At 40.4% G+C, this 23,698-nt stretch carries 19 protein-coding genes; 7 read left to right on the forward strand and 12 right to left on the reverse strand.

Going from position 1 to position 23,698, the window contains the following annotated elements; translation table 11 throughout:
- Positions 1–168: 168 nt before the first annotated feature.
- From B4U84_RS01485 to B4U84_RS01505, 4 genes are all read left to right on the forward strand, one after another.
- Positions 169–723 (forward strand): PM0630 family protein, encoded by a 555-nt coding sequence (locus B4U84_RS01485; RefSeq protein ID WP_044450324.1) that lies wholly within the window; start codon positions 169–171, stop codon positions 721–723.
- Positions 724–1,042: 319 nt separating this feature from the next.
- Entirely contained in the window at positions 1,043–1,900 is an 858-nt protein-coding gene (gene lgt, locus B4U84_RS01490) for a prolipoprotein diacylglyceryl transferase (protein ID WP_131115147.1), read from the forward strand.
- Between the two features lie 411 nt (positions 1,901–2,311).
- Complete coding sequence (gene cobM, locus B4U84_RS01500) at positions 2,312–3,118, forward strand: precorrin-4 C(11)-methyltransferase (protein ID WP_131115152.1); 807 nt, start codon at positions 2,312–2,314, stop codon at positions 3,116–3,118.
- A 214-nt stretch (positions 3,119–3,332) separates the two neighbouring features.
- Positions 3,333–3,812 (forward strand): flavin reductase family protein, encoded by a 480-nt coding sequence (locus B4U84_RS01505; protein WP_131115154.1) that lies wholly within the window; start codon positions 3,333–3,335, stop codon positions 3,810–3,812.
- Between the two features lie 149 nt (positions 3,813–3,961).
- Here B4U84_RS01505 and B4U84_RS01510 read toward each other — a convergent pair whose 3' ends face one another.
- Both B4U84_RS01510 and B4U84_RS01515 read right to left on the reverse strand, forming a co-directional pair.
- Entirely contained in the window at positions 3,962–5,587 is a 1,626-nt protein-coding gene (locus B4U84_RS01510; protein ID WP_131118655.1) for an iron uptake porin, read from the reverse strand.
- A gap of 157 nt (positions 5,588–5,744) precedes the next feature.
- A complete protein-coding gene (locus B4U84_RS01515; RefSeq protein WP_131115156.1) occupies positions 5,745–6,350 on the reverse strand; it encodes a Crp/Fnr family transcriptional regulator in 606 nt (201 codons plus the stop codon).
- Between the two features lie 1,143 nt (positions 6,351–7,493).
- On the opposite strand from B4U84_RS01515, the gene rsmH reads away from it, so the two are divergent.
- Positions 7,494–8,393 carry a 16S rRNA (cytosine(1402)-N(4))-methyltransferase RsmH gene (gene rsmH, locus B4U84_RS01520; protein WP_131115158.1) on the forward strand — a complete coding sequence of 300 codons (900 nt, stop codon included), beginning with the start codon at positions 7,494–7,496 and terminating at the stop codon, positions 8,391–8,393.
- Positions 8,394–8,878: 485 nt separating this feature from the next.
- A complete protein-coding gene (locus tag B4U84_RS01525; RefSeq protein ID WP_196797834.1) occupies positions 8,879–9,088 on the forward strand; it encodes a CopG family transcriptional regulator in 210 nt (69 codons plus the stop codon).
- A 49-nt stretch (positions 9,089–9,137) separates the two neighbouring features.
- Here B4U84_RS01525 and B4U84_RS01530 read toward each other — a convergent pair whose 3' ends face one another.
- The 7 genes from B4U84_RS01530 to B4U84_RS01560 all read right to left on the reverse strand — a co-directional run bounded on the left by B4U84_RS01530 (position 9,138) and on the right by B4U84_RS01560 (position 19,938).
- Positions 9,138–10,466, reverse strand: a complete 1,329-nt coding sequence (locus tag B4U84_RS01530) for a sensor histidine kinase (RefSeq protein WP_131115160.1) — start codon at positions 10,464–10,466, stop codon at positions 9,138–9,140.
- Positions 10,467–11,428: 962 nt separating this feature from the next.
- Entirely contained in the window at positions 11,429–13,294 is a 1,866-nt protein-coding gene (locus B4U84_RS01535) for a CheR family methyltransferase (RefSeq protein ID WP_131115162.1), read from the reverse strand.
- 144 nt (positions 13,295–13,438) lie between these two features.
- Positions 13,439–14,008, reverse strand: coding sequence for a chemotaxis protein CheB (locus tag B4U84_RS01540; RefSeq protein ID WP_131115164.1), 570 nt, complete (start codon positions 14,006–14,008; stop codon positions 13,439–13,441).
- Positions 14,009–14,015: 7 nt separating this feature from the next.
- Positions 14,016–15,050, reverse strand: coding sequence for a chemotaxis protein CheB (locus tag B4U84_RS01545; RefSeq protein ID WP_131115166.1), 1,035 nt, complete (start codon positions 15,048–15,050; stop codon positions 14,016–14,018).
- Positions 15,051–15,163: 113 nt separating this feature from the next.
- Positions 15,164–17,047 carry an ABC transporter ATP-binding protein gene (locus B4U84_RS01550; RefSeq protein WP_131115168.1) on the reverse strand — a complete coding sequence of 628 codons (1,884 nt, stop codon included), beginning with the start codon at positions 17,045–17,047 and terminating at the stop codon, positions 15,164–15,166.
- A gap of 290 nt (positions 17,048–17,337) precedes the next feature.
- Positions 17,338–17,883, reverse strand: coding sequence for a single-stranded DNA-binding protein (locus tag B4U84_RS01555; protein WP_131115170.1), 546 nt, complete (start codon positions 17,881–17,883; stop codon positions 17,338–17,340).
- A 798-nt stretch (positions 17,884–18,681) separates the two neighbouring features.
- Entirely contained in the window at positions 18,682–19,938 is a 1,257-nt protein-coding gene (locus tag B4U84_RS01560; protein ID WP_131115172.1) for an FAD-dependent oxidoreductase, read from the reverse strand.
- A gap of 202 nt (positions 19,939–20,140) precedes the next feature.
- On the opposite strand from B4U84_RS01560, the gene B4U84_RS01565 reads away from it, so the two are divergent.
- Positions 20,141–21,427 (forward strand): ABC transporter ATP-binding protein, encoded by a 1,287-nt coding sequence (locus B4U84_RS01565; protein ID WP_131115174.1) that lies wholly within the window; start codon positions 20,141–20,143, stop codon positions 21,425–21,427.
- A 64-nt stretch (positions 21,428–21,491) separates the two neighbouring features.
- Here B4U84_RS01565 and B4U84_RS01570 read toward each other — a convergent pair whose 3' ends face one another.
- From B4U84_RS01570 to cysS, 3 genes are all read right to left on the reverse strand, one after another.
- Positions 21,492–21,677 carry a type II toxin-antitoxin system RelE family toxin gene (locus B4U84_RS01570; protein ID WP_510650801.1) on the reverse strand — a complete coding sequence of 62 codons (186 nt, stop codon included), beginning with the start codon at positions 21,675–21,677 and terminating at the stop codon, positions 21,492–21,494.
- A gap of 255 nt (positions 21,678–21,932) precedes the next feature.
- On the reverse strand, positions 21,933–22,133 hold the full coding sequence (locus B4U84_RS01580; RefSeq protein ID WP_044450336.1) for a hypothetical protein: 201 nt from the start codon (positions 22,131–22,133) through the stop codon (positions 21,933–21,935).
- Between the two features lie 29 nt (positions 22,134–22,162).
- A complete protein-coding gene (gene cysS, locus B4U84_RS01585) occupies positions 22,163–23,605 on the reverse strand; it encodes a cysteine--tRNA ligase (RefSeq protein ID WP_131115176.1) in 1,443 nt (480 codons plus the stop codon).
- Positions 23,606–23,698: the final 93 nt, after the last annotated feature.

Below are 23,698 nucleotides of genomic sequence, written 5' to 3' on the forward strand. Positions count from 1 at the left end.
ATTCACAATGCAGGTCGATACATTCACAATGCAGGTCGATACATTCGCAATGCAGGTCGATAAGCTAGGTAATTAAAAATTTTTTGATACACAAAAAGTGTTAATTATTTATCTGAAAAAAAGAGGTTGCTTATATATGAATAAATATCATTCTATACTACAAAAATTATGCAACCGAGAGTTTGGGCTTGTAGCATTGGATTGGCTTTGTCTTGGCTGATATCACCAGTTATGGGTGTAGAAGCACTCAAGCTTCCCAGTAGACAAGCACAAAATTCTACAATTGCGAAACCAATTATTGTCAGTAAAGCAGAATTTGGGGTTCTCAGGGTTGAAAAAGGTGGGGAGACTACCCTCATCCCCACAAAAAAAGTGCCATTTCAAGAGGGAGTTGCATATGGTTGGCGGATTCAACTTAAGGACTACAAAGGTGAGGTAACATGGCGAGAAGTTCTTCAGTTGCCAAAACCTCCTGAAAGTTGGGCTACAAGTAACACTGAAAATTTCTCATTGTCACCTGATGGTAGAGCAGCAAATATTCAACGCACAGATAAAATCAAAGATGGTCTGATCAAGAACTCTTGGACGATCGCCAACGGTGATCCTATGGGTAAGCATAAAATAGAAGTCTATATTGGCGATCGCAGTATTGCTACTTTTGAGTTTGAGATAGTTCCTCCCATCAGACCACAAAAGCCAACTCCAAAATCCAAAATCGAGTGACCGGAATTTGAAAAATGATTGCGACAGATAGATTTATTCTCATATTAGTTGTCGCATTACTTGGAGCAACGGCGATCGCCAAACTTTTTTTGATCAAGACGCGCAAGCCATAAACCAAACACTGGGAAAAAGTTTTTTCCTCTCTGATCGAGCTAATTAAGACTTAGAATCTAAGCTGTAGTTTTAGTAGTTAGTAGTTGTCCGTTGTTTGTTGGTAGTTATTTGTCCTAACCATCAGCAAACAACCATCAACAAAGAACTAACCACCAACCATTTAAAACTCTATACTTTAAATTCCAAGTTTTTTAGGTACTTCTGCATGGCATTGGATATTTCCGCTTTGCCCTTGGCGTTTCTATTTACATCTCCTGGCCCGATATTTGTCAAACTAGGGCCAATCACTATTCGTTGGTATGGTTTGTTAATTGCTTCAGCAGTCTTACTTGGCGTGACTCTTTCGCAGTACTTAGCAAAACGCCGTAATGTGAATCCAGAGTTATTGAGCGATTTGTCAATTTGGCTAGTTATTGGGGCGATTCCAGCAGCCAGACTGTATTACGTTTTGTTTGAATGGCCAGAATACGCTCAACATCCGGAGCGGATTATCGCCATTTGGCAAGGGGGTATTGCTATTCATGGGGCGATTCTGGGAGGTCTGTTAGCAGCTTTAATCTTTGCCAAAATCAAGGGGATATCTTTTTGGCTATTGGCAGACTTAGTGTCTCCTTCGCTAATTTTAGGGCAAGCGATCGGACGTTGGGGAAATTTCTTTAATTCAGAAGCGTTTGGCGCGCCCACCAATTTACCCTGGAAACTTTATATTCCGCCAGAACGCCGTCCACCAGAATTAGCTAATTTTGAATATTTTCATCCCACCTTTCTGTATGAATCAGTGTGGAATTTAATGGTATTTGCCTTACTGATGATATTGTTTTTTAGAGCTTTGCGAGGTAAACCACGTTCAAAAACAGGTACGCTATTTATGGTTTACTTGGTAACTTACAGTTTGGGGCGCTTGTGGATTGAAGGTTTGCGAACAGATAGCTTAATGCTTGGACCTTTGCGAATAGCACAAGTGGTTAGTTTAATCGGCATTATTTTGGGGTTGAGTGGTTTAGCTTGGCTATATATTACTAAACGTCCATTACCAGATGTAGTTTCGACTTCTCAAGAGTGAGGGGATCGGGGATTGGGGATTGGGGATCGGGGATCGGGGATCGGGGACAAGGGGAGGTGGGGACAGGTCGAATATTTTTCATAGATTCACCGCGTCTACCGCTCTTCCTTGTCACCGCGTCTGTTCCCGATGCTCAACGACTCATGACTATTGTACAGACGCGAGGAATATCGCGTTTCTAATAATGACCAATGACCAATGACTATTGTACAGACGCGAGGAACATCGCGTCTCTACCAATGACCAATGACACTTGACCAATGATTAAAAATAAAAAATGCCCCAGAGTTTTCTCTAGGGCTTAACCAGGGTGCATCTACCATTCATATCTACTAGATAGGGAGAGTCGATCCGGAAAGATACTGAGAAAATCTCAAAAAAAATTTTTTTTATGATTTATCTGATTATTTTATGCATAATTTACCTATGAATTTAAGTAATAAAAATAACTTGTTAAAATTAAATTCATGTGTGTATATTGTCGGAGCAGGTCCTGGAGATCCTGAACTTTTAACCATTAAAGCGCAAAAAATCTTGATGGCTGCTGATGTAATTTTATTTGCTGATTCTTTAGTGCCTCAACAAATTTTGCAATTCTGTCGCCAAGATGCAGAGATTATTCCAACTGCGAACAAGACTTTAGAAGAGATTTTGCCACTGATGATAGAACGAGTGCGATCGCACCAGTCTGTTGTCCGTCTTCATTCTGGTGATCCTAGTCTCTATAGTGCGATTCAGGAACAAATGCAGTTTTTAGCTGAAGCAGAAATCCCTTTTGAAGTTATACCTGGTATTAGTGCTTTTCAGGTTGCTGCTGCGAAACTGAAAGTAGAACTCACGGTTCCTGGTTTAGTCCAAACAATTATCCTGACACGAATTAGCGGACGCACAGAGGTTCCCACAAAAGAAGAATTAAGTTCTTTAGCTGCACATCAAGCTAGTTTGTGCCTTTACCTGAGTGCGCGTCACATCGAAGCAGCCCAAGCTAAATTATTAGAACATTACCCACCTGACACACCTGTGGCTATTTGCTATCGTCTGGGCTGGCCTGATGAAAAAATTTTGGTGATTTCTCTTGACAAAATGGCTGATTGTACTCATCAAGAGAATTTAACCCGTACCACACTCTATGTGATTAGCTCTGCACTCAAACAAGGTATTGGGCGATCGCGCCTATATCATCCTGAACATACTCATCTATTTCGTCCTCAAGAATAATAAAACTTCTGGTTGAAACTTGAGGGATATGTGAATGGGGAAGAGTAAGGGGAATTGAAAAATCTTTTCCCCTTTACCCTAAAGATGCACCCCAATTCACATCAATTATACCTTTGGCAAGAGGTTTATTCTCTTCATAAAAATATACCTGTACTACAGTTGCTTCTGTTCGTTAGACTTAGCAGTGTAGAAAAAATATTAGGTAGATTAACCGATGCTTGACGAACAGGCAAAAAAAACCATGCTGTTGAAAATACCCCACGGACTCTATATCTGTGGTGTTAAAGATGGGGAACAAATCAATGGTTTCACAGCTAGCTGGTTAATGCAGTCCTCATTTAAACCCCCATTAGTTGTAAATTGTGTCAACCAAAAGTCTATTTCTCATCAGATGATTAAAAACAGTGGGGTATTTACAATTAGCTTCTTGGAAGAAGGACAAAAAGACTTAGCACAAAAGTTCTTCAAACAAATGCGTCGTGTGGGCAATAAATTTGAGGATGTAGAATTTTATCTAAGCGAAACAGGTTGTCCGATTATTTCCGATTCTTTGGGGTATATTGAATGTCAAGTTGTTGATGCAGTGATGAAAGGCGATCATACTGTATTTATAGGTGAAGTGATAGCTGCTGGTGTACATCGTGAAGGTAAACAGATACTACTGGAAACAACAGGTTGGCAGTATGGTGGTTAGTGGTTAGTAGTTTATAGAAAAATCATCAACAATCAACAATCAACAAAATCCCAAATTTGTGTTATGCCTTTGATTTAAATCCCCGACTTCGCAGGAGAAGTCGGGGATCTTCTATCTCAGGAATAATTTAAGAAAGCTATAACAACTAATTAGAAAGTGAAGGTGGTACGAAGTGTACCAACATAAACTGTCTCGTTGTTGTCATTATGCTCAGGATTTAAGATGACCAGCAAACCAGGAGTGAAAGCGATATTGTCGTTCAACTGGTAACGATAGAGTGCTTCTATGTGGTAAGAATTGTCATCATCTTCACGCGCATCGATATCATTATCGGTAACTTTAGGTGGTTGACCAAACTGAAAACCAAGTAAGTTACCTTCTTTACCGAAGTCTTTGAAAGCTACGTTCGCCATCCAATAGAAAGCATCCGCATTGTCACCTTCATTAGGACCACTCTTAGCTTCCGCGTTGGTGAAACCAGCCCAACCACCAACAGTCAACTTAGAACTGGGCTTGAAGTTAAGTTCTGCACCGTAGTGGTTTGCAGCAGTAGCAACATTACCAAAAGGTTGGTTGGCATTTCCACTACCTGTAGCTCCAAACAGGCTAACACCGCCAACACTATTTTGATAACTACGGGCGTAAGTCAAACCAACATTGAATGCTCCATTTGGTTGGAAACCAAGTTGAGCAAGGGCTGCATAATTACCATCAAATAGACCTGCTCCATCAAGAGGACTACTAGCTACGTTATTATTTCCACCAGCTAGATAACCCACAGACGCACTGAAAGCAGATCCTTCAGGTTTAAAATTAACGGTTATACCTGCACCACCGGAACCTTGGCGGTAAATGGGGCTGAAGCGACCATAGCGGGAAATCGCACCTTTTCCTGAACTAGCAAATTCAGAGAAGTTAGGAACGTTTTCAAAGAATTCACCGTTATTGGCGTCTACTTTGATACGAATAGAATCACTGAGGTTGAAAGCGTAGTTGATTTTATCGATTTGAACTTCATTGCTAGTGTTATTGTCATAGGCGAGGCGCGCCATGTTAGTACCGGTTGCTGTTCCAAAGTTAGGTACATTGCCAGCCTGTAAACGAATTTGCAATTGGTCTGTGCCGATGAAGCTACTGTTCAAACTTAGGCGAACCCGGTTTGAGAAAGTAAAATTGTCATCTACATCATCACCAGTACCGTCAGCTTTCTCATCTCCAAAACCTGCACCGAAGTTGAAGATAGCTTCCCCAACTAACTTTGTAGTAGTGGAAAACTGATTTGCTTCCAACTCAGCAGTGCGAGCTTCCAAAGCGTCTACACGACCGCGCAAAGTAGCTAGTTCCGCAGAAAATTCTTCTTGCAAACGCTGTAGGGTAGCCAAGTCTTCCTTTGTTACCAATTCAGCTGTTGCTGTAGCAATCAGTTCATTAACCCGATCCAAACAAGCATTCAAACCTGCGGCAAATTCATAACGGGTCATGGGACGGTTCCCACGGTAAGTACCGTTGGGATAACCTGCAATACAACCGTAGCGCTCTACTAAAGACTGCAATGCTTGAAATGCCCAGTCTGTAGGCTGTACGTCAGAAAACTGAGAAACAGATGTTACTTGGCTCATGCCCTCAGTTGATCCTTGGGATAACCGAGATACAGAAGTCACATCTTGACTAATTTCTTGGTTTACTTCTGCTGCAAAGGCGTTATTGGCTGCAAATAATGTGGCCGCAAAAACAAGCGGACCCAGCTTTAGGGCATTCCAGAATGGTTTTGTCATTTTGTTAGTCTCACTCACACCTACTGGTTCAATCATGGTATATTTGCTCAAAGAAATTCTTAATTAAATTTACTTGAGTTTTGAACCATGATTTTCAGTAACAATTGTACCAAAAAAAGCGGTGATTAACGCAAGTACCGACCGCTATTTTTAATAGTTATTTCATTACTTTATTTGGTAAACATAAAATAATTCTGCGTTTATGACGTAACAGATTACCTTCTTCCTCAAATTGTTGCAGAAGGCGAGTTACTGTGACTCTTGTTGTATTTAATACTTCTGCCATTTCTTGATGAGTCACGTTGAGTTCAATCAGCTTACCTTGTTCTACATCCCGGCCAAATTTTTCACTTAACCAAACCAAAAATTGCCACAAACGTAGAGAAATTGGTTTTCTATGTACAATGCTTAAAAGTTCCTCTGCTTGTTGAATATGAGTGATGAGAGCATTAACATCTTGATTCCAATGATGCGGTGGCACTACACTGACTTCCACACTGGTTAAACATTCTATTTGGTAAGGCTTGACTCTAGAAAGAGGATAACCAATTAAATCCCCTGGTCCCCAATAACCCAAAGTAATGAATGTTCCATCTTCACTCCATGTCAAGGTACGCACTGCTCCACGCTCGACTCGCCATAACACATCATTACGAACTGGTATCACTTCTCTGCGAGTAAAGATTCTTTGGGGTAAATTTGATGATAAGCTAGACTTATGTGATGCAATTGGGTTTTGTGTGCGACTGCTAGAATAAACCATTGGTGTTGTTGGGTTAGGATTATGATCAAGTTAAAGAAATTAGATAGGTAACTAAAAGTTAGTGGCTGTGTCATATGTTATTTGCCACAGACGTAAACTCTTAGCAAAAGTCATGAAAAATTGGCAAGCCAAACTAGTTAGTATTAAAAATCATAAATTTAGACCAAAAGATAGGTGTCAGAGGTGATAAATTTTTGTAACCTCAAAAATGCTTGCTAGATTTTGAAACAAAATACATATAAATTACTCCGAAAATAATTTTTGTAATATGGCTTATAACCATGCAGTTGATTGATTCTCCATCGCTTAGTGATGATTTTAGGGTTGTATGTCATACAAATTTGCTTGCGTATATAAAGTTAATAAAAAACGTTGTTTGGTAAACTTTGTACTTTTGTAACTAATCTGTTAAGTTAATTTGAAGGCGTGAATTAAGTGCTTACTACAAAGTTTACTTGTAAAGACGCAGCAAAATTAATCAAATGTGCTGTTAATTGCTTAATTCTTGATTAATTATTATTGCATTCTATATTAATTGAGAATTATTATCAAATAATTTTGCTTATAGCAATGATAACAACCGCAAAATCGGGAGACGTATCACTCGTCTTTGTAAACTAATCCCAGTAAGTTGAAACTTCACGAGTTTGCAAGAATACTTCACAGGAATTAACTAATCAGGGGTTCAGGGAGCTATCAGTCCCGCGCTGTATGCGAAGCAGCATCAGCGTCGGGATACATTAACTCCCCGCGCTTGTCGATGGGGTACCTTGCGGTAAGCAAGCTACGCTACGATGCCCCTGAGACAAGCATTTACCATCAGCTAGAGCTTGTGGTAAACCATACCTACGCTGACAATGAACTACACAAGCCACTGTTTAGATGACAAATACGATTATGTGGTACTTGGTTAATGTAATATTCAAAGTTTAAGAACAGGTAAGCTTTACATAAAATGTAAGTTAGATTACAAATCATCTACTGTTCTTGAAAAGTTGGTTTAGGCTAACGTTATGGTTATCGTTAACTTTGGAAGTAATAAGAACTCAAATTCCTGCTTTGTCATCCATTTTTGACAATACGCCACTTCCTCAGATAATGAAACTTTTGTTTTTTTTTATGCCTATTCCCGCACCAGTCCATATGAATTCCCCTTCCACTGAACCTATAGATACTGAAGAACCGACTTTTTCTCATATTCCTGTCTTACCTCAAGCAGTGATTGAGGGTTTAGCGGTATGTCCTAGTGGACATTATTTAGATGCAACAGTGGGAGGTGGAGGTCACACTCGTCTAATTTTAGAAGCTGCAACCGATGTGCGAGTCACTGCTGTTGACCAAGATGAGGATGCTTTGGCGGCGGCACAGAAGGAATTAGCTGAGTTTGGAGAACGTGTGACATTCATCCACAGTAATTTTGCTGCTTACGAATTTCCATCTAGTAGTTTCGCTGGTATTCTCGCTGATTTGGGAGTGAGTTCTTACCATCTGGACACAGCAAACAGGGGTTTTAGCTTTCGCCATGAAGCTAATTTGGATATGCGAATGAATAAACAACAATCTCTGACAGCAGCAGATGTGATTAATGATTGGGATGAAGCTGAATTAGCAGATATTTTTTTTAAATACGGAGAAGAAAGACTCTCACGGCGCATTGCTAAACGCATTGTCGAACAGCGTCCGTTTGAGACGACTACACAGTTAGCACAGGCTATAGCCTACAGTGTTCCGCCTAAATACCGTTATGGCAGAATTAATCCTGCGACTCGTGTTTTCCAAGCGCTGCGAATTGTGGTCAACGACGAGTTAAAGTCTTTAGAAACCTTAATAGCCAAAGCACCACAGGCACTTGTACCTGGTGGCAGAATTGCGATTATCAGTTTTCATAGCTTGGAAGACCGTTTGGTTAAACATGGTCTGAGGAACTCACCTTTTTTGCAAGTTTTGACAAAAAAGCCAATTACTGCACAAGAAGAAGAAATAGTCAATAATCCTCGTTCTCGTTCTGCGAAATTAAGGATAGCTCACAAGGTGAATAAGTAAACAAATTATCAATAGTATTTGAGATTGTTCAAAATTTGCTCAAATATGTATTCATTGATAGTTTTTGCTACTTTTTTTCACAATCTTGTAGCGGTAATTACTTAAAAAATTAACATGGGATTTATACTTTAGACATATGTAAATCAAGCCTTCAAAACAGTAATTTCTTAAAAAGAACAACATCATAGAAGCCTTTATTGGTTCCGATAACACAAACCAGCCTGCATTTTTGGGGTGCAACTAGTGGATGAGAGAATTCAATAATTTCTTTTTGGCTTAGCGACGCCTTTATAGGGTATCCCTTAAAAGAGGCTGGTCTTCCATTTCTTTATTTACTCAGTATATGGACATAATTCAACGTGAAAGATATGATATTTTTAGTTTGTAGTAAGTGCAAATTTTACTCATTACTAGAAACTTTTGTTTGTTTATGTTCATCTACTTATTTCTGAACCCAACAAAAAAATTTAGGTAAATACTCAGTAATGATGAACAAAAAATGGGCAACCAAGCGAATCACACTGAACCTAGCTTCAGGTGAAGCCGAAAAGCTGGAACGATACTGTCAACAAACTGGAAGACCAGCAACAGATGTGATTCGGGAACTTATTCGAGGATTACCAATACAATTGCAAACTGATTTAAACCCCATTGAACAGAATTACTCAACTACAATCGGGCAACTGCGAATATAATTTATAATTCATAATTCATAATCAAAAATTATGAATTATGAATTACTTCTCATGGATGATTGTTCTGAATGACCCTTGGTAACTCAACACGAAAAGTGGAACCTTCGGCGATTTTACTTTCCACAGTAACACTACCTTTCATCAAGCGAACTAATTGGTCTACAATTGCTAGTCCCAAACCAGTACCACCGTGTTTGCGTGTGAGACATTGGTTCACTTGCCGAAATTCTTGGAAAATATTCTTTAAATCAATTTCACTAATGCCTATACCTGTATCTTTGATGATTAGCATTACTCTGTCTTGAATTTCTAAGACTTCAACATTTACATTACCTACATCCGTGAATTTAATCGCATTGGAAAGCAAATTAACTAGAATTTGGCGAACGCGATCGCTATCATTAATAATTTGAGTATCTGTGAGGTTAATATAAACATCTATAGTAATATTTTTCTGCTGGGCTAAACAATGTAATTCTTGAACTGTTGTTGTTACCAATTCAACCAAATTAAATTCTTCCAGATTCAACTCCAGCCGTCCAGCTTCCAGCTTAGAGAAATCTAGTATATCCTCAATCAGCACTAGCAGGCGTCTAGCACTGGATAAAATACGTTCTACCATACTTCTTGCCTGCGGTGGAAACTGATTGTACGGGTGACGTAGCAGTAGTTGGGAAAAGCCCAAAATCGCATTCATTGGGGTACGCAGTTCATGAGACATTACCGCCAAAAACTGTGATTTGAGCCTTGTAGTTTCTTGTAATTGCAAATTTTCATTTCTAATCGCCTGTAACTGTTCTTCTGCTTGCTTACGGGCGGTAATATCCCTAATTAACCAACGCCAACCTTGAGGATTACCCTCGCGATCGCATACCATAGTTACACTAATAGCAGCATGAAATTCATTTCCCTCACGTGTTTGCATATGAATTTCCCAATCTTGAATTTGTTTGAACTGCTGCAAACGAATTAGCTGGAAACGAAACGCACGACGCTGATTTTCGGGAACAAAATTGATTAGTAATTTGCCTTTGATGTATTTTTGTGATATTTTAAATAAACTAGTAGCAGTGCGATTTGCTTCTAATACTTTCCCTTCAGTATTAGTTAATAAATAGGCATCTGGGGCAAAATCAAATAGTTCTTTGTAGCGTTGACGTTCTACTTCCAAGGCATATCGAGTATTTTTTAATTCTTCATTCTGTTGGCGTATTTCTTCTTCTGCTACTCTGAGTTCTTCTAATGCTGTGTTAAGCTCCTCAAGAGAATCATGCAGAATTTCTGATGGCAGTAATTCTGAAGTTTTGGCATTATTTTTTAGCACATCAGCACGTTGACGCACAGCCTTTATTTGTTGTGTAAATTCGGAGGCATTCACAACTGAAACTCCTAGTGGTTCTTGCTGGTTTCCTATTTTTTAATTAAACTATGTAAAATTATCAGATTAATTAGCATTATAAATGCTAAATAAAAGACTCTGAGGTATTAAATTTTTCTGGTGAAACTGATTTATTAATGAAATTCGGGGAGAAAGAGGTAAGTAATGTTGGCATATTCAAGTAAATTGAGTTAAAAAAATTTGTTAAAGTTTTTTGATGGAATCAGGACTTACGCAAGATGTGACCGAAAACTTTATTCTTGCGTAGAGGTAATTCATGAATTACCTCTACTTTCGTTATGTTTTGCGTAAGTCCTGGGAATTTTCGATGGCAGATCTTGCAATAAGAGAATCATAGCTTCTAAGATTAATTATTTAACAAAATTTGCCCCTGTATTAAATCTGGTTTGAGTGTGTAAAGAAGATTTAAGCTTTTTTTAACTTCATGCTTGCAAAATTTTAATTACAAACCGAAAGCTCTAATTTTTGTCACTTTATTTAACATACTAATTGGGTTTTGGCAGCTTCTCACCCCCCGCCCGTTATAAATTATGGCAAAATTTGATCCTCCAAAAGTTTAAATATTGCTCATCAATTTTAATTTGGAAATCAATGCAATTTTTACAAGCAACCTCATCTTTAAAAGATATGTACGCCTTTCAATTGATCAACAGTGACATATATATAATTGCTTTTATATCTTCTTAGCGAATGATAAAAAACAGTTTCTAAAGTATGAGATTGAGACTCTACCAAGACCAATGACAAATGACCAATAGACCTCTTGCAAAAATATTTTTACCCCACCCTAACCCTCCCCGTTTACGGGGAGGGAACTAAATCTTCCCCCCGTTCGCGGGGGGATTGAGGGGGGTTCATTCGACTTTTGCAAGAGGTCTAATGACCAATGACCAATGACCAATGACGACCCCAACTAATAAACTTTTGTTGGGCCGACTTACTTATTCGTTTTTGTCAATTTCCTCCATTAACAAGATTACCCCTTGAATATCTCGTGTGGTCGAAGCACGTAGAGGTGTACAGGAAATTTTGCACAAAATTGCTTTACCACGTCGATTTGTGGCTTCTAGTGTCAGTTCTATCTCTGGCGACTCTCCTAATAAACAGGCGCGGATGGGCTGACGGAGTTGTTGAACTGGTAAACCAATGTCCAGATTCAGGAAGTGTTTATCTTTCACTTCATCAGCGCGGACACCCCAGAAGTCTTCGGCGCGATAGTTCCAAATTTGGATGTGTAGGTCTTGATTGAGAACGGCCACACCGCTGTGCAAACCAGCCAAAATCGATTCTAAAAAAGTGTTGACTTGAACGAGTTCATCACTACGCTGACGCATTTCGTCGTTGAGCGCGTGGAGTTCTTCGTTGGTGGATTGGAGTTCTTCGTTCATTGTCTCCAATTCTTCATTGGTGGATTGGAGTTCTTCGTTGGTGGTTTCGAGTTCTTCGACTGTAGATTGGAGTTCTTCGTTGGTGGTTTCTAGTTCTTCGTTAGTAGATTGGAGTTCTTCGTAAGCTGTTTCTAGTTCTTGGTTCGCGTGTACTAGATCGTTTTGTAATTGTTTGAAGCGGGTAACGTCGGTAAAGACGATTTTTACACCCAAGAATTCATCGCCTTTATTGTCTAGCAGAGGTATGACTTGAACGTCGAAATATCTAGTTTCTAGTTCGGTAATTGACCACTCGATATCTTTCAAAACTACAGCACGACGGTTGGTGCTAACTTGCTCAATGCGCGATCGCAATTCCACTGGTCGGTAAGAAATTTCTAAGTCTTGCAGGGGACGACCAAGATCTCTAGGATTGAGATTAAATAAACTACGCGCTTGTTCGTTAGCTAGCACCAAATGATTGTGAGTATTCACTATCACTTGAGCGATCAGATCGATCTCGAAAGCGGCTTGATGAATACGGCTCATAGGGTCAACAATCTCCGATGTGGATTGCTGAGTATTCAAATGTGTGATGTTCAACAATAGGTCGCGGCGGTTTCCGTTTGGTACCTTTGTAAATACACGGCGTCGCAAATCCAAAGGTGTAAAAGAGTGATTACGGGAAAATAGCATTTCTGCTTTACCCAAAAACAGAAAACCGTGATCGTGCAGAGCAAAATGAAAGCGATCCAGAATTTTTGCTTGGGTTTCAGAATTGAAATACATCAGAGTATTACGACACACTAACATGTCAATTCTGGAGATTGGTGCATCTTGAACTAAATCATGACGACCAAAAATTACACCGCGACGCAATTCTTTCTGCACGACATAGCGACCGCCTACACGCTCAAAATACTTTTCTACTAACTCTGGAGAAATAGGTTGGATTTCCTTGGGGCTATAGTTTGCATGACGAGCGTATTCAAGGGCTTCAGAATCCACATCAGTTGCAAAGACTTTCACTCGTGCTGTGTACTGTTCCATACCAACAGCTTCAGCCAGCAACATAGCTAAGGTATAAGTTTCTTCCCCTGAAGCACATCCCGCACTCCATACTCTAATAGGTTGACTGAGGTGTTTATTACTAATAATCTGAGGAATGATTTCACTTGCTATATATTCCCATGCTTCTGCATCTCGAAAGAAACCTGTGACATTAATTAATATGGTGTTGAACAAATCAACAAACTCGTCTGGATGTACCTCCAGATAGTCAAGATATTCATCGTAATCTTCAACACCAATTGTTTGCATACGTCTTTTTATCCGACGGCTGAGACTGGTGCGTTTGTAGCCCCTAAAGTCAAAACCACGGTTGCGTTTGATGTATTCTAAAAGGTTTTCTAGTTCTGGATTAGTATCCGTGGTACTCATAAGTAATGGGCGTATTAGAGCATTTTGATAAAAACAAATTTTTACAAGTTAATTGGCAAATTTTTATCTATAAAAATATAAAATATAGTTTTAGTTTTCTAATTAAAATAATTCTATTTTAGAAGTTACAAAATATTTATAAAGTTACTTTTTAATTAGATCAACTAAAGTACTAGCGATCGCTTCCAAAGGCAAAATAAAATCAACTACCCCAGTTTTGATAGCAGCTTGAGGCATACTAAAGTACTCGGAAGTGGCTTCATCTTGGGCAATTACTGTACCACTCATCTTTTTAATTGCCTGTACTCCAGCTGCGCCATCGCTATCCATCCCAGTCAAGACAACAGCGATCGCCCATTGTTGGAAACTAGTTGCTGCTGACTGAAACAGTACATCGCCTGCGGGGCGGACATGACGGACTTTTTTCTCTTGCGAAAGCGACAAAGTTGCATCAATATTGACTAATATATGATGGTCGGGAGGAGCAATATACACCGTACCTGGTTGTAATTGATCACCCGCTTCAGCTTCTTTAACTGTGAGAAAACAGTGTCGATTGAGAATTTTGGCTATTTGACTGGGATAGTAGGGGTCTAAATGTTGAACAACAGCAATGGGAGCAGGAAAATCTGGGGGTAAGCTGGATAAAATTTTCCTCAAAGCTTTAAGTCCGCCTGCTGAAGCTACCATTACCACTATGTAGCTATTGGTCATTGATCGTTTATTGCTCCTCTGGACTTGGAACTTCGTTGAATTGTGCTAATTCCTGGCGATTGCTTTTGAGTAGGGCTTCTCGAATCACAGCAGCACGGTTATCGCAATCTTGAGCCTCTTTTCGCAATCGCTCGGCTGATAAAATGTGATTGCGATCGCTCATGCGATCAGCCATACGACGCGCCAGAGAAGATTTTTCCTTCAATGCTCTTATGGCGATCCATAATGCATCCTCTAAAGCATCAGATTGTTCTGCTAAGAGAGTTTCCGCCGAGAAAGCATGACCAGTGCGACACCGGAACCGCAACAAATCTCCCTCTTGCAATTCCCACAAACCACCACCACATTCTGGGCAGACGAAACCTGATGGTTTTCCGGGTCTGCTGTCGTTATTTATTGCTTCCATATCTACTTCTGCGATGTCCGATTCATATTTCATCTGTTCAGAAACGAAATTTTCTTCCTCTTCCACAGCCGTGTTAGCTAGCTCTACCAGGACGCCTGGAATTTCCGCCAATGACAGAATGTAGTCAATGTCATATACGTTTTCAATCGCACTACGTGGCATTCCTGGATACATGGCATTATTGGGGTCTTGAACAACCGCTACACCACCTCGCATTTTTATTGCCTTTAATCCCGCAGTACCATCATCAAGCACACCTGTTAAGATGACACCAACAACTCGCCTTCCGTAGGCTCGCGCTGCGGTACGAAATAGCGGATCTATCGCTGGGCGATGGCTATTTTCTCTCGCTCCACGAGATAAGTGAACGTGTCCTTTTTTTACGAATAGGTGATAATCTGGCGGAGCAACATAGATTTTTCCTAGTAAGATTGCTTCGCTATCTTTAACATGTGATACTGGCAAACTTCCAGCCCGCTTCAAGATGCGGGGCAATACACTTGTACCGTGAGAGGGAACGTGAAGAACGATGAGAATAGCAGCTTTGATGTCTGGAGGTAAATTTTTGACCAGATGAGTAAGTGCTTCAACTCCGCCTGCTGATGTCCCGACTACGATTATATCGTGTCCAGGCATTGATTCCTCCTATTAGCAGCGCAGATGAAATTACCTAACATACACTGCCTTATTTCACCTTACTAGCATCGAACTATTTGCTCACCTAGCTAAGAGTGGATTTATTGGTTAGGTTAATGTAATTGGCGTTGTTGAACTCGTTCGCGACTACCAGTAGGAATTGAAGCAATTAATTTTTGTGTATATTCTTGTTTGGGTTCGCGATAAATTTTTTCTGCGATACCTTGCTCGACAATTTCACCGTTATTCATGACTAAAATGCGATCGCTCATAAATTTCACCACGCTTAAATCGTGGGAAATGAAAATGTAAGTTAACCCAAATTCACTTTGCAATTCTTTGAGCAAATTTAGCACTTGCGCCTGTACTGATACATCCAACGCTGAAACCGATTCATCACAAATAATAAACTTAGGATTCAAAGCCAAAGAACGAGCAATACAAATTCTTTGGCGTTGACCACCAGAAAACTGATGAGGATAGCGGTTAATTGCATCTGCACTCAAACCGACTCGTTCTAATAAATAAGCAGCGCGTTTTTGTCTTTCTTGCTTTTTATTACCAATCGAGTGAATCTGCAACGGTTCCATGATCGCATCCCCTATCTTCATCCGGGGATCAAGAGAACTAAACGGGTTTTGAAAAACTATTTGCATTTCCCGTCGTAGTTTTTGCAATGCTTCTCCTTTGAGGGTTGTAATATCTCGTCCCTCAAAGAGAATTTGACCACTCATCGGTTCGATTAAGCGTAGCAAAGTTCTGCCTAAAGTAGTTTTGCCACAACCAGATTCTCCCACCAATCCTAGAGTTTCGCCTTTTTTAACATCGAAAGAAACTCCATTTACGGCCATATAGTAACGTTTTGTACCACCAAACATACCTTTGATGGGAAAACCAACCTTGAGATCTTTGACTTGCAGTAGAGGTTGTTCGTTTTCTAAATCTGCTAATCTTTGCGCTATTTCTTCAGGTGTGATGTCTGGCGGTTCGGTGGGTTCTTTTCCCTGAATCACCAGTTCTCCCGTTGTTGGTATTTCCTCGACGTGCATGTAGTCGGAAACAGTCAATAGTTTGTGGGGATGACGGTTGAGTGTTGGGCGACAAGCTACTAAACCTTTAGTATAGGGATGTTGAGGATTCGCAAAAATTGTGGCAGCATCGTCGAATTCAACTATTTTACCTCTGTACATCACCGCAACTGTATCAGCAACTTCGGCAATTAAGCCTAAGTCATGGCTGATAAAAATCAAGGCCATGTCGCGACTAACTTGTAATTCTCGCAGCAAATCAATAATAGTTGCTTGCACCGTTACATCTAAAGCGGTGGTTGGTTCATCAGCAATTAATACCAACGGGTTGCAGGAAATAGCCATTGCAATCATTACCCGTTGCAACTGACCACCTGAAAGTTCATGAGGATAACGTTCGAGAATGGTTTCTTTGTGTTGCTGGACTAACTTGAGTAGCTTTTGTTCGTCTAAGCTGGATGAACCAAAAGCTGAATTTTGCCAAGTGTCAATATACTGCTGTCGGATCTTTTCATCGCTGGGAAGCAATTTTACTTCTTGCAGACCTGCGATCGCTAATTGTTTTGCTTCTGCTTCGGAAATATGCTGATGTCGTAAAATTGCTTCTGTCAGTTGAAACCCAATGGTATACACAGGATTGAGTGAACTCATCGGTTCTTGAAAAATCATGGCGATATCGCCACCCCGATGTAGTTGTATTTCTTTAGGAGACAAATCTACCAAATTAATGGGTTGACTATTTTCAGTAACACGAAACCAAATTTCTCCACCTGCTATTCTTCCCGGAGACTGCAACAAACCCATCACTGCTAAAGCTGTGACTGATTTTCCACTCCCCGACTCTCCTACGATTCCTAGAGTCTCACCTCGATGCAATTGAAAAGAAATTCCATCTACAGCTTTCATGACTTTGCGATCGCCAGCAAATTCCACCTGTAAGTTGCGAACATCTAGGACTGTTTCTTTCATAGGAAGTCGGGGTTAAACGGGAATTGAAAATAAACAGGATCTTAACACTCACTAGGGAAAGTAGGGGATCGGGGAAAGGGGATCGGGAATGAATCAGTTATCAGTTATCAGTTATCAGTTATCAGTTATCAGTTATCAAATTAAACTGTTCACTGTTCACTGTTCACTGATTAGTTGTCCTCCTTGTCCCCCTCTTGTGTTTCCCTTTCCCCTTTCCCCAATTCCCTTTCCCCGATCCCCAATCCCCGATCCCCAATTCCCTTTCCCCTTTCCCCTTTCCCCGATCCCTCCTAAAACGGAATGTCGTCAACATCTGGTTCTGGGTTTGGGGCTGTGGGAGGATAGGAAGTACGTTCCGGTTTTGAAGTTTGGGGAACAGGTTGGGAGTAATTATTTTGGGAAGCGACACCAGCATGACTGGTTGCTGGAGTTGCTGTTGGAAGTGGTGGTTCGTAACTAGAAACTGATTTTTGAGGAGTTGAAACTGGTGCTGGGGGTGATGCTGTGGTTACAGGAGACTCACCCATGTTGAAATTTGCAACTAAAGGATAAATTTTTTGTACTGTCAATTCCGCACGTTTTTCTTTAAAACCTTCTGGACGGTCAATGGTATGCATACCTAAACGTCCTTCTACAAGGATGCGATCGCCAATGTGGTAGTTCTGCTGGATGTCTTTAGCCATATTGCCCCAGCCTACCACTTTTAAGTTTGCTGCTGGTTCACCTTCTCGCAACCCAGAAAATTGCACCAGCATTTCTGTTATTTCCAATCCATCTGGTGTAAAACGCAGTTCTGGTTCTTTAACAATTTCTACCATTAAAATACAGCTGTTCATTAAAATTCTCCTTGAAAGTAGGTATTGGGGGTTGGGGAAAGAGGGACAAAACAATTAAAAATTAAAAGTTAAAAATTAAAAACGGGTAGAAGGGACACTCTGGACACGGGAGTGTGGGGAATGTGGAAAGACAAGTCTTCCCAATAACCAATGACCAATGACCAATGACTACCCTGACTTAATCTTGGCTTAGAGACTGTTTTAACATAAAAGCCAAGGCTATTCCAGGACGCGATCGCACCATAAATGTTGTCTCGAAAAACCTATAAAATCGTTGGGGTGAGGGATTAGACTCATTGGTCAGCTACATCCGCAGAAGTTGTCGGGGATCTGGGTCTGTCAATATTAGCACTTACGCACACTCTACCGATTCTTGGCTTCCTACCTTACGGTAGACACGTAGTGACTTCAAGGTAGAGTAGGGCGGTTTAATAAGTAAAGCTTTTTGGCAATTTTTGCGTAAGTCCTGAATATAAAGATGTTCTTAAATAAACCGTACAGACGGCTACATTAACAATGTAAGCCAATACATTAACAATGTAAGCCGATACATTAACAATGTAAGCCGATACATTAACAATGTAAGTCAATACATTAACAATGTAAGTCAATACATTAACAATGTAAGCCGATACATTAACAATGCAAGCCGATACATTAACAATGTAAGTCAATAAGTTATCCCAATTAAAAAAATGCAACAAATAGACCACTTGTAGAGACGCGATTTATCGCGTCTTTACTTTACCCAAGAATGTGTTGCTACAATATTTTAGTACAAAAGTACCACATATGTTTTTAAATTTTGACATGGGCAGGGAAAAGACCGTAGGCGACTAACTTTGCTGGTAGCTCTCGTAACCAAGGTAAACGTAACCAAACGGGTAGTTGTAATAACTGGTTTGAGTTGAGAACACGGGCAAATATGCGCTGTTGGATAAAAGACTGAAATGCTTGGATGACGCGGGTTGGTAATTCTCTTTGACGTTGTACTTTCGCCAGTTGCTGTAATTCCACATGTCCTTGCTTCAGTGGTTGACTCAAGACGTTAGCAGTCACAACAGCATCTTGAATCGCATAATTGATACCAACTCCACCAACAGGAGACATAATATGGGCAGCATCACCAATCAACAGTAATCCAGGACGATACCAACGGACTAAGCGGCTGGATTCGACTGAAAGGAAAGCAATCTGTGACCAATCTTGGAGATTTTGAACGCGGTCTTGTAATTCCGGTACTATCTCAACAATAGACTTTCTCAAAGCTTCTATCCCAGCTGCACGAATTTCTTGATATCCCCCCTTGGAAATCACATAGGCCATTTGCCATTGATCGCCGCGATCGAGCATAGCAATAATATGACCACGACCAATACGCCCCATTCCCCCTTCAAAATCTTCTGGTTGTTTGGGTAAACGGAACCACAATACATCCATTGGTGGTGAAGTTTGGATAGATTCAAAACCACCCAACTGACGTAAACGTGAGTGGCGTCCATCTGCACCCACCGTCAAAATCGCTCTAACTTCGTGCCAACCACCATGTCCACGATAGCGCACACCCCGAACTACTCCATCTTCTTCTATCAATTCTTGGACATTTGCACCCATAATTAACTGAAAATTTGGGTAATTTTGGGCTTCGGCGGTAATAAACTCCAAAAATCTCACTTGCGGAAGCATCGTGATGTAGGGATAACGAGTTTTGAGGTGACTAAAATCAGCTAAAGTAACACTAGTTTCTGGAGTCCGAATACTAATTTGGCGCATCTTAGCATGAGGAAGTTGTAACAACTTTTCAGCCAAGCCCAATTCCTCCATAATTTCCATCACCGATGGGTGAATGGTGTCTCCCCGAAAGTCCCGGTCAAAATCTTTGTGTGCTTCCAATAACATGACGTCAATACTTTGACGCGCTAACAGTAAGGCAAGAACAGCACCTGCTGGACCACCACCAACAATGCAACAATTTGTAGTTTGTACGTCTAAAATGTCATGGGTAGGAGTCGGCGTCTCTTGAGGAGAAGAATTTGAGGTAAGATGAGAAGCCATAACAAAATTCCCCAATATGCTTTCTTCCAAGGTAGTGTGGCTGCAATCGTAAAAGCTATTTTTTTAACTTTTCGTAGCCACTACAAGCGTGTATCATGAGCGCTAAAGCCTTTTAGTCCAAAGTCAAGAGTCCATAGTCAAAAGTTTTTGACCATTGACCATTGACCATTGACCATTGACCATTGACCATTGCTGAAATACTGTGACGCAAGTAAATTTAGAAAACGTTTATAAAAGTTTTCCTCCTCGTCGGGGAGAAAATGTTACTTCTCAAACCCAACTAGTATTGAATGGGGATAAAAAGGAAACAATCACCTCAAAAGCTGGAGAGAGTGTAAATGTTTTGCGACGAATTAACCTCAGTGTGGCAGATGGTGAATTTATGGTGCTGGTGGGGCCTTCTGGTTGTGGTAAAAGCACATTGCTGCGGTTAATTGCTGGTTTGGAAGCAATGACAGGAGGCAATATTTGGGTAGGCGATCGCTTAGTTAATGATCTCCCCCCCAAGGAACGAGATATTGCTATGGTGTTTCAAAACTACGCCCTCTACCCCCATATGTCGGTGTATGACAATATTGCTTTTGGACTAAGACGGCGACAATTGACGAATGGGGACAATTCCAAATTTGGTGAAAATCTCCTTGTAGGTGTGACAAGAAATTTACCCAAGGGGCTACGTTATATTTCTGAGAAAGAACGGGCAGTAAATGAACAGGTAAAATACGTTGCCCAGTTATTACAAATTGAAGGGTTGTTAAATCGTTTACCCAAACAATTATCTGGGGGACAAAGACAACGGGTAGCTTTAGGAAGGGCGATCGCACGTAATCCACAAGTTTTTCTTATGGATGAACCCCTTTCTAACCTAGATGCGAAACTGCGCGCCGAAACCCGCGCCCAAATCGTCAAATTGCAACGCCAGCTAGGAACGACGACAATTTACGTTACCCACGATCAAACAGAAGCGATGACAATGGGCGATCGCATTACAATTTTGAATCAAGGTCAAATTCAGCAAGTTGCCCACCCCTTAGAACTGTACAATCATCCCGCGAATCTGTTTGTCGCTGAATTCATTGGTTCACCGCCAATGAATTTTATTCCAATTCAATTTCACGCGCCTTTATTAATTACTAACGGCGATTTTCGCCTCACTTTACCCGGATTTTGGGGTAATACCTTACAAAAATACGACGGACGCACTTTGATTTTAGGCATCCGTCCAGAACATTTAATTTTGAGTGTTCCAGCTACCAAAAATCTTCCAGTACAAGTCGAATTAGTAGAAAACCTTGGTAATGATAGTTATCTATCTACAAAAATTATCGGTTCTAATTTCCAACAACCTGTGACTTCTTCTGGTAATTCTTTGCAAGTGCGAGTCCCACCAGAAAGGATAGTAAATGTGGGCGAACAATTATGGTTATCCTTAACACCAGAAAAACTTCACTTTTTCGATCCAGAAACAGAATTGGCAATTTTTCCTTAAATCCAGAAACATTTTTGAACTCGTCACAGATACAAATAATGCCTACATTGATCTCATTAATTGGCTATTTCTTGTAAACGTCTTTACGATGCCCAACTTTAACAACTTTGACTATTAGTAAATCATCTTTTATCTCGTACAAAATGCGATATTTGCCGACACGAACACGGTAAGCATTATCACTGTCTTCTAACTTTACAACTCCATCAGGACGTGGATTTTCTGCTAACTCTTGAATCTTCTCTTCAATTCGTAGCTTGTAGGACTAGCCCTTTCAAGGTGGAGCAAAATTCTCAACAATCAACTCCTCTGTAAGCTCTTATCTCTGTGTTCTCTGTGCCTCTGCGGTTAAATAAATAACTTTTAAACCGCAGAGAACGCAGAGAGCGCAGAGAGGAAAAAAGAGATTTTATGAGTCACCTTGAAAGGGCTAGTCCTAGCTTGATATCTTCAGGCAGCTTTTTTAATTGTTTAGCTGCCCTACTTGTAATTTCTACTTGATAAATCACGCGGTTTCTCGTTTGTATTGTTCCCAAGAAATAGTAGTATCATTTTTTGCCGCATGAATATCTTGAATATCTTGAATATCTTCGCTTTTGCAAATTTTTAATAACTCTAAAACATCTTCTAAAGTATCTTCATAAGCCTGTTCTAATTCCTCGTAAATTGCTTTGAGTAGTGCTTGTCTGGTTTTTGCATTTTCCATTTGTCACCTCATAAATTTTTTTACATTAATTATCCCCTATGCCAGCGTGTACCCTCACGGCTATCGATTAAAGTAATACCTTGGGCTTGCAATTCATCACGGATGCGATCGGCTTCGGCAAAATTCTTTGCTTTTCTGGCTTCTTGCCGTTTTTGAATTAACTCCTCAATTTCAGCTTCTGTAATACCAGATACTTCGGTTGTTTCTTCTGTCAGTTTGGCTTCTAAACCCAAAACCCCAGCTAAGGTAACAAGAGTCTGCCATTGTTTCGCTAATTCTTGGGGTGGTGTTTCAGTTTTACCTTCATGCACCAATAAATTACCTTCCCGCCGTAATTCTTTGGCGAGTTCAAATAATACTGCTAGGCTACCAGAGAAGTTAAAGTCATCATCTCCTGATTCTGCAAACCTTTTGATGATTTCCTTATCTAAATGATTGCCGTTATTATGAAAATCAAGTTTTTTACCGTGTTCGTAGCCAAAGAGTAAACCTTCTTTGAGGGTTTTCCAACTACTTTCAGCAGTGGCGATCGCTTCATCGGTAAAATCTAGTGGTTTGCGATAGTGGGCTTGCAAGACAAAGTAGCGCACCGCCATTGGATCGACTGGACGATCTAATAATTCTCGAATGGTAGTAAAGTTACCCAGAGACTTGGACATTTTTTTCCCATCTACCATCACCATCCCGTTATGCATCCAGTAGTGTGCCAGGGGTTTATTAATAGCACCTTCTGATTGGGCTATTTCATTTTCATGATGAGGGAAAATTAAATCGCCACCACCGCCATGAATATCGATTGTTTCACCCAGTTGCGATCGAATCATCGCTGAACATTCAATGTGCCATCCTGGACGACCTTTACCCCAAGGTGAGTCCCAAGCAGGTTCTCCGGGTTTAGCAGATTTCCACAAAGCAAAATCAAAGGGGTGCTGTTTTTTACTTTCTTGGTCTTCGGCATCTACTCTGCCACTAGCACCAGCTTGCATCTGTTCTAGTTCTCGTCCTGAGAGTTTGCCATAAGTAGGAAAACGCTCAACTCTGTAGTAAACGTCACCAATAGCTGCGTAAGCGTAATCTTTTGCTATTAGGGCTTTAATCATTTCATGGATTTCTGAAATATGTTCCGTTGCACGGGGATATTCATCAGCATCCATGACGTTTAAACGACGGATATCTTCAAAATAAGCATCAATAAAACGATGTGAAACCGCTTCCATCGTTGTACCTTGCTCTCTGGCACGGTTGAGAATCTTATCGTCTATATCGGTAAAATTCTGGATGTAACGCACTTGATAACCGCGCCATTGCAGATAACGACGTATAGTATCCCAAACTATGTAGGAACGAGCATGACCCAAATGGCAATAGTCATACACCGTCACGCCGCAGCAATACATCTTAACTTTTCCAGGCTCAATTGTTTCCAAAGGTTCTTGGCGACGAGTGAGGGTATTGTAAACAGTTAGGGTCATAACACAGTAATACTGAATTGAGATACGCAATAATAGGTTAAAGCAACTGGGACGTTGATCCAGCATCCCTATGCTAATGTTTTATGGACTCTC

The organism is Westiellopsis prolifica IICB1 (assembly GCF_004323185.1).
GTDB lineage: Bacteria > Cyanobacteriota > Cyanobacteriia > Cyanobacteriales > Nostocaceae > Pelatocladus > Pelatocladus prolificus_A.